The sequence below is a fragment of the Streptomyces sp. NPDC059957 genome (assembly GCF_042730015.1).
Lineage (GTDB): Bacteria > Actinomycetota > Actinomycetes > Streptomycetales > Streptomycetaceae > Streptomyces.
Map to the genome: position 1 here is coordinate 76,322 of NZ_JBHWMB010000020.1, position 8,630 is coordinate 84,951.

Here is an 8,630-nt window from a genome sequence, read left to right on the forward strand (position 1 = left end):
GAGGAGCGGGGCTGCGGGCCGTCCGGAGGGACGGTCCTGGTGGCCCTACCCGCCGAGGAAGCCGACGATGCCGTCCGCGATGCCCTGGGCCGCTTTCTGGCGCCACTCCGGACTCGACAGCTGCGCCGCGTCCTTGGCATCACGCATGTTGCCGCATTCGATGAACACCTTGGGCCGGGTCGAGAGGTTCAGTCCGCCCAGATCGTCGCGGACGACCAATCCGGTACCGCCGCCCAGGTAGTTGGCGGGCGCGGAACCGGTGGTTCGGGCGAAGTTCCCGGCGATCCGCTCGCCGAGCTGCCGGGACGGTCCGACGATCTTCGCGGTGTCGGCGCCGCCGCCCTTGACCTTGGCGGGGAGGATGACGTGGAAACCGCGGCTGCCGGACGAGACCCCGTCCGCGTGGACGGAGACCACGGCGTCGGCGGCGGCCTCGTTGCCGATGCGGGCGCGCTCGTCGATGCACGGGCCGAAGGGGCGTTCCTTGCCGGCCTCGTGGGTGAAGACCACCTTGAGGCCCTTGGCCTCCAGGACGGTGCGCAGGCGCCGGGACACGTCCATGCTGAACTCGGCTTCCATGTAGCCGGAGTTGGTGGTCGTGCCGGTGGTGTCGCACTCCTTGCGGTTGGTGCCGATGTCCACCTGGCGGTTGATCTCCGTGGTGTGCTTGAAGTTGCCCGTGTTGTGGCCGGGGTCGATGACGACGGTGCGGCCCGCGAGGCCCTTGGCGGCGGCGGGACTCGGAGCGCTGCCGGTCCCTCCGGGGGTCGCACCGGGGGCCGGGCTCCCGGCCGGAGCCGATGCGGAGGGCGTCGACGCGGAGGGTGCCGGTGCGGAGGGCGCCGCCGCCGACGCCGAGAGCGGCATCACGATCCGGGGCGGCCGCGAGTCGTCGCCGGCGCCCCCGCCCAGCGCCTCGGTCAGTACCCACCCGGCGAGAGCGGCCGGGGCGATCGCGGCCGCCGCGACGACCAGGGTCGACCGGCGGGCGTACCAGGGCCGGTCCGGACTGATGGACGTCGAGGACTCGGGGAGCGGCGGGGAGCTTTCGTCGTAGCGCACCCGGCGATGCTAGACCGGAGGTCGGTCGGGTGTACGGACCCTGGGCCATCCGGGGGCGCGGTGCGCTTATATGCTCCGCGAACCTGCTGCACCCCGGGGCTGGTGCATCCGGGGGGCCTGTCCACCCCGGGACCTGTCCACCCCGGGGCCTGTCCACCCCGGGACCTGTCCACCCCGGGACCGGGTGTGCCCCGGCCCTGGCGTGCCCCGGCCCTGGCGTGCCCCGGACCTGGCGTGCCCGGGGCCTGGGGTGTCCAGGGCCTGTCTTGCCCGGGCCTGTTGTGCCCGGGACCTGGCGCGCCCGGGCCTGCCTCGCCCGGGACCTGGCGCGCCCGGGCCTGCCTCGCCCGGGACCTGGCGGGCCCGGACCTGGCGTGCCCGGGACCTTGAGTGCCGTGTGCGGGTGCGCCGCAGTTGCCGGGGGTGCTGCCCCCGGACCCGGCCCCCGGACCCTGCCCCCGGACCCCCGCGACTCGAACGCCGGCGGGGCTGGGTTTCGCTCGGGTCAGATGCCCTCGCCCGTGCGGCGCAGCACGCGCAGGGAGTCGGTCACGGAGACCTCCTCGAAGGCGCCGGATGCCAGGGCGCGCACGTAGATGCGGTACGGGGCCTGGCCGCCGTCGGCCGGGTCGGGGAACACGTCGTGGATCACCAGCGTGCCGCCCTCGGCGACGTGCGGGGCCCAGCCCTCGTAGTCGCCCGTGGCATGCTCGTCGGTGTGGCCGCCGTCGATGAAGACCAGGCCGAGCTTGCCGCCCCAGGCCGCGGCGACCTGCGGGGAGCGGCCGACGATCGCGATGACGTGGTCCTCCAGGCCGGCCTTGTGCAGGGTTCGGCGGAAGGTGGGCAGGGTGTCCATCAGCCCGATCTCCGGGTCGACGACGCTCGGGTCGTGGTACTCCCAGCCGGGCTGCTGCTCCTCGCTGCCCCGGTGGTGGTCCACGGTGAGCGCGCTCACCCCCGCCTCGCGGGCGGCGTCGGCGAGCAGGATCGTGGAGCGCCCGCAGTAGGTCCCGACCTCCAGCAGCGGCAGCCCGAGCCGCGCGGCGGAGGCCGCGGCCTCGTACAGGGCGAGCCCTTCCCCTACGGGCATGAACCCCTTGGCGGCCTCGAAGGCGGCGAGGGTCTCCGGCTTGGGGCTGGCCATGGTGTTCCTCCTGCGGGGTGGGCGGCATACGGCGTACGTACGTCGCCGCACACCGGCGGCCCATCGTGCCTTACCCGCTGGTAGGACGCCATGCCCGGGCCTGCTCACGCCGCCGGGAGGTGGCCGGGAAGGTCGGGCAGACGACATAAACCACTGTCGTCTATCCAGTCGCGACAGTTTTACTTGTCATTCCGAACCTCGGCAGGTAAACATGTCGCATGGATGAATCGGCATCGATCCCGACCCCCGACAGGAACGACGAGGACTTCTGGGCCACTGTCATGGCCCTGGTGGAGCCCGCCTGGAGCGAGCCCGCCGCGAACGAGGCGTTCGACATGGACGACCAGGTGCTCGACGCGGTCCGCCCGCTGGCGCAGCGCATCTCCACGCGCGCGCAGGCCTACCGGGCCGCCGGCCAGCCCTTCGACTCCGCCCTCATGGCCGCCCCCGACGTACAACTGGCCATGCTGCGGGCGCTCTACGAAGCCAAGCGGTCCGTCGACCGGATGGCGGAGAGCGCCGCGACCGTCGCCGGCCGCAGCGGGGCCAGCTATACGCAGCTCGGCGCGGCCTGGGGCGGCATCAAGCGCCAGTCCGCCCGCCTCAAGTGGCCCCACGCGGTGGCGAAGCGGTCCGCCAGCGAGTCCATCCCGCTGCGCTATGCGGGCGGCACCGCCGTCATCCACCACGACCCGGACGCCGAAGCCTGGTGGTACACGGCCGCCGCCGCGGACGGACAGGAGGAGGAGTCGGAAGCCGTGCACCCCACGTACGCCGAGGCCATCGCCGGGGCGACCGAATTCCTCCTGAGCCGCGCCCGGCCGGACGGGCCGGCTTCCTGACCCTCCTTCCGGTCAGCGGCCGAAGAGGCGGGAGAGGGTGCCGCTCCCCGGACCGGCGTCGCGGCGGCGCTCGCGCAGTGCGCGGCGCAGGTACGCGCGGGTGTCTGTGACCTCCTGGGTCAACCAGTCGCCGCTGCCGAAGACGAAGGGGAGCCGGTGCAGCAGCGGGTTGACGAGGCTCAGGGCGCGCTCGGGGTCCCCCGCCTCGCCGATGCTGCGGATCACGCGGTGCGCCACCTCCGGGTCGCCGTGCTCCACGAGCTCCTCCACGTCCGGAAACAGTCGTAGGTACAGCGGTGCGGCCGCCGCGAGGTCACCGACCAGCCACGCGTCGTGCGCCAGCCGGCGCCGTACGTCGAGCAGGATCGGACTGTCGGAGGGCAGGGCCCGTTCCAGCCCGGGCAGTAGCGGCCCCAGCAGGGCGCGTTCCCCCTCAGCCCGTTCGGGGGTACGGGCGTCCCACTGGCCGTCGCGGTCGTGGGAGCCCCGCTGCATCGCCGACGCCAGGTAGTACCGTGCGGTCATGGTCACCGGGTCGTGGGGGCCGAGCACCCGGACCGCCTGCTCAATGATCTCGTGCAGCTCCCCCTCGTGGCGGTGGCCGTCGCCGGGGCCGTGGGCAGCGGCTTCCCCGACGTACGCGACGCGCGCGGTGATCGTGTCGTGGTGTTCCAGGCCGAGGACCCGCACCATGCGGGGCAGGATGCGCTCCAACTCGACTCCGGCCTGCCCTCGTACGCGCACCGCCCGGTGGTACGCGGCCCGCACCGTCAGCGGGTCGTTCGCGCCGAGTTCATCCGCCGAGTCGGCGGCGAGCATGCCCAGCCGTTCCACGAGGTCGGCCGGGCCGTCCGCCAGGAGCCGCTCCAGGCGCCGCCGCAACAGGGCCCGGACAGGATCGGCCGACGGCTGCGCCCCGAGGACGTGGACGGTCGGGGAGTAGGACGGCACCGGGGGTGCCGAGGAGGGGGTCACTGCCGGGCCGGGAGAAGGCGTCACGGCGGGCGCGGACGGTGTATCGCCCCGGGCGATCTCCGCGAGCCGCCGTGCCACCGCGTGCGCATCGGCGGGGCGGTTCCCGGGGTCTTTGGCGAGCAGTTCGAGTACGAGGCCGTCGAGGCCGGGGGGCAACCCCGGCCGGAGCGAGCCGGGGGAGGGCGGCTCGACTGTCAGGTGCTGGGCGAGGAGCTCGTGCATCTCGCGTGCCGGGAAGGGGCGTTGGCCGGTGAGCAGCTCCATCAGGACGCAGCCCAGCGCGTACAGGTCGCTGCGGCCGTCCACGGATACCCCGTTCCCACCACCCGTCCAGCGCTCCGGGGCCATGTACGGGAAGGAGCCGATGATCATGCCCGTGCCCGTCAGCTCCGTACCGGGGCCGCCCCGGGCCTTGGCGATGCCGAAGTCGAGTACCTTCGCCACCCCGTTCCCGACCACCATCACATTGGCCGGCTTGATGTCCCGGTGGATGATTCCGGCGTCGTGCGCGGCCCCGAGGGCGTCCGCGATCTGCCGCGCCCACTCAAGGGCGTCGGCGAGGGGCGGTACCTCGTCGTCCAGGATCTCGGCGAGGCTGCGCCCCGGGAGCAGCTCCATGACCAGGAACACCGTGCTGCGCCCCGAGCGTTCGGTGTGGCCGAAGTCGTGGATGGTGGCGATGTGGGGATGGGCGAGGCTTCCGGCGAGACTGGCCTCCCGCTCGAACCGGCGGGTGTCCTCGTACGTCAGTGGGTACCCGATCTTGACGGCGACCAGGCGGCCCACCCGGCGGTCCGTGGCCCGCCACACCTCGCCGAACCCGCCCCGGCCGAGCAGCTCCTCCAACTCGTACCGGTCTTCGATCAGTTCCCGCACTGGCTCGTCTCCCCGCCACGATCCTCGTCCCGCCGAGGTGAAGCCTATGTCCGGCGGCGTTCTGCCAGGTCGCGCTTCGGGCCCGGAACGCTCGGCTACGCGCGCCCCGTGAGGAAGGTCGCCAGGCGGGCCGCGTGTGGGGGCGGGGCCGACGGGTGGAGGAGTTCCGTGCGGTGGACCAGGCGGGGGGTGCGGACCGGGATTGCCGTGGTGCCCGGGAAGACGGCCGCCAGGGAGAGGGGGAGGGCGGTCAGGCCGTGGCCGGCGGCGGCCAGGGCGGCCAGGGCGTGGGGGTCGGTGCCGTGGTGGCGGATCCGGGGGTGGAAGCCGGGGGTGTGGCTGACCTCGCGGAGCCGGGCGAGGGGGACCGCCGTGTCGGGGGCGTCGATCCACTGCGCCTGCGCGAGGTCGGGCAGCCGGACCGAACTGCGCCGCGCCAGGGGGTGGTCGTGCGGGAAGAGCACCGCCAGGGGCTCCTCGGTGACCGCGAGGGTGACGGTGGGGCCGAGGTCCGGCAGCGGGAGGGGGTCGCTGGGCGCGGCCACCCCGTCCACGAGGCCGAGGTCGGCGCGGGCGGTCAGGACCCCCTCGACCACCGTGTCCCGGCCCACGACGTGGACGTCCACCTCCACCGGCCCCGCGGCGCGCAGCCGGGCCAGGGCCCGCGCGAGGGCCGGGCCGAAGGCCGCGGGGGAACAGGCCAGCGTCAGCCGGGCGTCGGGGGCCCGGTGCAGGCGGGCGATGTCGGCGCGGGCCGCGTCCAGGCGCAGGAGCAGCGCGGGGGCGTGCTCCATCAGCCGGAGCCCCGCCTCGGTGGGGGCGACGGGCCGGCGTTCGACCAGCCTGGCGCCCAAGTCGGCTTCGAGCGCCGCCATGTGCTGGGAGACGGCCGACTGCGTGTAGCCGAGGACCGAGGCCGCGGTGGAGAAGGAGCGGTGTTCGAGGACCGCGACGAAGGTGCGGAGGAGATGCGGATCCATGCGCATCAGTATCGCTTATGCGGGTAGTGAGGATCATCGTTGGACGTGATGGGCCGGGGACTCGGAGGATGGTCGTCATGAACGCGAACCACGCCGCCGCACCCACCGCCCGCATCGCGCTGATCGCGGACCGCTCCGACGCCGTACGCTCCCACGCCCGCATCCCCGGCCTGCTGGAGGCACTGCGCCTGCGCGAGGGCCTGGACCTGGACGCCTACTGGATCCCCACCGAGGAAGCGGGTCAGGGCGTGGACGGCTTCGACGCCGTCTGGGTCCTCCCCGGCAGCCCCTACCGCAGCGAGGACGGGGTGCTCACGGCGATCCGGGACGCCCGCGAGAACGGCATCCCCTTCCTCGGCACCTGCGGCGGCTTCCAGCACGCCCTGCTGGAGTTCGCCCGTACCGTTTGCGGTCTCGACCGGGGCGCCCACGCAGAGAACGACCCGGGGGCCGCCGAGGCGGACGCGGTGGTCGTCCAGCTGGCCTGCTCGCTCGTGGGCCACGAGGGGACCGTACGGGTCACCCCTGGCTCCCGCGCCGCCCGGCTGCTCGGCGCGGACCGCACGCAGGCCCGCTACCACTGCAACTACGGCCCCAACCCGCTCCACTTGGACCTGCTGCGGGCGCACGGCATGACCTTCACCGGCGCCGACGAATCCGGCGACATCCGCATCGCCGAACTCGCCGAGCACCCCTTCTTCCTGGCCACGCTCTTCCAGCCCGAACTGGACGGCGACGGCACCCGCGCCCACCCGATCGTCACAGGCCTGGCGGCGGCAGCCGTCGAGCACGCGCGGAGCCGCTAGTCGCCGGGGGAGGGACGTCGCACTCGAACCACACCGTCTTGCCGGTGGAGTTCGCGTCCGCGCCCCAGCGGTCGGTCACCGCCTCGACCAGGAGCAGGCCGCGCCCGCCCTCACTCAGCTCCCCGGAGTCGGGAGCCGGTCGTGGGGGCGTCGGGCAGCCGTCCGAGACCTCCACGCGCAGCCCGTCCGGCTGCCGCAGGATGAGGACCGCGCAGCCGCGCCCGGGTACGTGGCGCACGACGTTGGCGACCAGCTCGGTGAGCGCGAGCTCCGCGGCGTCGGCCAGGGCGTCGAGTTCCCACTGGGTGAGGAACATCCGCAGGATGCGGCGCATGTGCCGGGCGGAATGGTCACCGACGGTGAAGCCCATGCGATAGCTGTCGTCAATTCCTGCTGATGAATGACCAGTTGCGAGATTCATGACTTCAGAGTGGGGCGGCGTCGTTACGCTCGGCTATGGACCGAAACGAACGCCGTGAGGCGTGTGCTTGGAGGTGACCGCTCCATGGTCAACGTCCGTGACCTCGATCCCAGCGCCTCTCCGCTGGACTACTACGGCGCGGAACTGCGCCGCCTACGGGAGGCCGCCGGCCTCAAACAGGGCCAGCTCGGGAGCATCGTCTTCTGCGGAGCCTCGCTGATCGGCCAGATCGAGACGGCGAGAAAGGTACCGACCCGGGACTTCTCGGAACGGGTCGACGCGGCACTGGGTACGGGTGGTGTGTTCTCCCGGCTGGTGGGGTTGGTCCTACGGAGCCAGTTGCCCGCGTGGTTCCAGGCGTACGCGGAGATGGAGGCGCGGGCTACGTACATCTCCACGTTCCAGGCGCAGCTGGTGTACGGGCTGTTGCAGACGCAGGCGTACGCGCGGGCGATCCTCGGGGTCCGGGGCGACGAGGGTCTCGACGGGAAGGTCGCCGCCCGCATGGAGCGGCAGCGGATCATGGACCGGAGCGAGCCGCCGCTGATGTGGGTGGTACTGAGCGAGGCGGTCCTGCATCAGGAGATCGGCGGCCGGGAGGTGATGCGGGAGCAACTTGGGCACTTGTTGGAACTTCAGAGTCGGGAGTGGGTGCGGGTGCAGATCCTGCCCTTCGAGGTGGGTGCGCACGCCGGGCTGATGGGCTCGTTCACAGTCCTACGCTTCGAGGGCGATCCGGATCTCGTGTATACCGAGGACTTCGTGCAGGGGCACATGACGGCCAATCCGCAAGTCCTCAGGGAAGGTTCGCTCCGTTACGATCACTTGCAGGCCGCCGCTCTCTCCGTGGAGGGCTCGGCGGCACGGATCGCCCGTGTGATGGAGGAACGCTATGGACAGCATCCAGGACCTGACGGGCGCGCGCTGGCGTAAGTCCTCGTACAGCTCGGACACTGGTGGTCAGTGCGTCGAGTGCACCCCGCTCGGCGACGCTGCCTGGCGCAAGGCCTCATACAGCGGTGACACAGGCGGCGAGTGCGTAGAGATCGCCACCCAGCCCTGCCAGATCGCAGTCCGGGACTCCAAGGTCCCCGACGGCCCTACCTTTACCGTCGCCCCCGCAGCCTTCGCGGAGTTCGTCCGCAGCCTCTGACGGCGTGCCGCTGCTCCCGCCGCTCGCGGCGGCCGGAGCAGCGGGGGCCGATGGCCTACGCGGTGTCGTCCAGGCCGGTGATGACCTGGCTGTCGACCCCGATGGTCAGATGGATGTCGCTCGTGGTGCCGTCCTCCCAGGTGTAGGTCACGAGGACCTTCGCGTCTCCGTTCGCCTGGCTCTTCTCCCCCAGGTCGTAGGACTTGGGGGATTCCTGCCGGCGGAAGACCGGGTTCACCTTGTGCGTCCCCTCCCAGCCGTAGAGGGCCGCGTCGCGTCTACGCCGGTCACGGCGGATACGGCCTCAAGTAGGTCCGGGTCCTCCCTGGAGGGCCGGACGAACGGGGGGTGGGGGGGGGGGGGGGGGG

At 72.7% G+C, this 8,630-nt stretch carries 10 protein-coding genes; 4 read left to right on the top strand and 6 right to left on the bottom strand.

What is annotated here, in order from left to right; all coding sequences use genetic code 11:
* Positions 1-45: 45 nt before the first annotated feature.
* Together ACFWBW_RS15995 and ACFWBW_RS16000 are read right to left on the bottom strand one after the other, a co-directional pair.
* Positions 46-1,062: an N-acetylmuramoyl-L-alanine amidase gene (locus ACFWBW_RS15995; protein ID WP_385372788.1), complete on the bottom strand. Its 1,017-nt coding sequence runs from the start codon at positions 1,060-1,062 to the stop codon at positions 46-48.
* 505 nt (positions 1,063-1,567) lie between these two features.
* Positions 1,568-2,209, bottom strand: coding sequence for a class I SAM-dependent methyltransferase (locus tag ACFWBW_RS16000; protein ID WP_327252521.1), 642 nt, complete (start codon positions 2,207-2,209; stop codon positions 1,568-1,570).
* Between the two features lie 218 nt (positions 2,210-2,427).
* Between ACFWBW_RS16000 and ACFWBW_RS16005 the strand changes: the two genes are divergently transcribed.
* Positions 2,428-3,051 carry a hypothetical protein gene (locus ACFWBW_RS16005; RefSeq protein WP_385372790.1) on the top strand — a complete coding sequence of 208 codons (624 nt, stop codon included), beginning with the start codon at positions 2,428-2,430 and terminating at the stop codon, positions 3,049-3,051.
* Positions 3,052-3,063: 12 nt separating this feature from the next.
* Here ACFWBW_RS16005 and ACFWBW_RS16010 read toward each other — a convergent pair whose 3' ends face one another.
* Complete coding sequence (locus tag ACFWBW_RS16010) at positions 3,064-4,902, bottom strand: protein kinase (protein WP_385372792.1); 1,839 nt, start codon at positions 4,900-4,902, stop codon at positions 3,064-3,066.
* Positions 4,903-4,997: 95 nt separating this feature from the next.
* Positions 4,998-5,882 carry a LysR substrate-binding domain-containing protein gene (locus ACFWBW_RS16015; protein WP_385372794.1) on the bottom strand — a complete coding sequence of 295 codons (885 nt, stop codon included), beginning with the start codon at positions 5,880-5,882 and terminating at the stop codon, positions 4,998-5,000.
* Between the two features lie 77 nt (positions 5,883-5,959).
* Between ACFWBW_RS16015 and ACFWBW_RS16020 the strand changes: the two genes are divergently transcribed.
* Positions 5,960-6,688 carry a hypothetical protein gene (locus ACFWBW_RS16020; protein WP_385372796.1) on the top strand — a complete coding sequence of 243 codons (729 nt, stop codon included), beginning with the start codon at positions 5,960-5,962 and terminating at the stop codon, positions 6,686-6,688.
* Here the strand turns inward: ACFWBW_RS16020 and ACFWBW_RS16025 are convergent.
* On the bottom strand, positions 6,642-7,058 hold the full coding sequence (locus ACFWBW_RS16025) for an ATP-binding protein (RefSeq protein WP_385372798.1): 417 nt from the start codon (positions 7,056-7,058) through the stop codon (positions 6,642-6,644). The two genes, ACFWBW_RS16020 and ACFWBW_RS16025, sit on opposite strands and share 47 nt — an antisense overlap.
* 135 nt (positions 7,059-7,193) lie before the next feature.
* On the opposite strand from ACFWBW_RS16025, the gene ACFWBW_RS16030 reads away from it, so the two are divergent.
* Positions 7,194-8,042, top strand: coding sequence for a helix-turn-helix domain-containing protein (locus ACFWBW_RS16030; protein ID WP_385372800.1), 849 nt, complete (start codon positions 7,194-7,196; stop codon positions 8,040-8,042).
* Positions 8,002-8,262, top strand: a complete 261-nt coding sequence (locus ACFWBW_RS16035; protein ID WP_385372802.1) for a DUF397 domain-containing protein — start codon at positions 8,002-8,004, stop codon at positions 8,260-8,262. Before ACFWBW_RS16030 ends, ACFWBW_RS16035 begins: the two co-directional genes overlap by 41 nt.
* A gap of 55 nt (positions 8,263-8,317) precedes the next feature.
* Here ACFWBW_RS16035 and ACFWBW_RS16040 read toward each other — a convergent pair whose 3' ends face one another.
* Positions 8,318-8,500, bottom strand: a complete 183-nt coding sequence (locus ACFWBW_RS16040; RefSeq protein ID WP_385372804.1) for a hypothetical protein — start codon at positions 8,498-8,500, stop codon at positions 8,318-8,320.
* Positions 8,501-8,630 lie beyond the last annotated feature (130 nt).

What these genes read in the sequence shown, in the direction of transcription:
- ACFWBW_RS16020 (WP_385372796.1), top strand. Translation starts at nt 5,960, where the DNA reads ATGAACGCGAACCACGCCGCCGCACCCACCGCCCGCATCGCGCTGATC.
- ACFWBW_RS16035 (WP_385372802.1), top strand. Translation starts at nt 8,002, where the DNA reads ATGGACAGCATCCAGGACCTGACGGGCGCGCGCTGGCGTAAGTCCTCG.
- ACFWBW_RS16025 (WP_385372798.1), bottom strand. Translation starts at nt 7,058, where the DNA reads ATGGGCTTCACCGTCGGTGACCATTCCGCCCGGCACATGCGCCGCATC.
- ACFWBW_RS16030 (WP_385372800.1), top strand. Translation starts at nt 7,194, where the DNA reads ATGGTCAACGTCCGTGACCTCGATCCCAGCGCCTCTCCGCTGGACTAC.
- ACFWBW_RS16015 (WP_385372794.1), bottom strand. Translation starts at nt 5,882, where the DNA reads ATGGATCCGCATCTCCTCCGCACCTTCGTCGCGGTCCTCGAACACCGC.
- ACFWBW_RS16000 (WP_327252521.1), bottom strand. Translation starts at nt 2,209, where the DNA reads ATGGCCAGCCCCAAGCCGGAGACCCTCGCCGCCTTCGAGGCCGCCAAG.
- ACFWBW_RS16005 (WP_385372790.1), top strand. Translation starts at nt 2,428, where the DNA reads ATGGATGAATCGGCATCGATCCCGACCCCCGACAGGAACGACGAGGAC.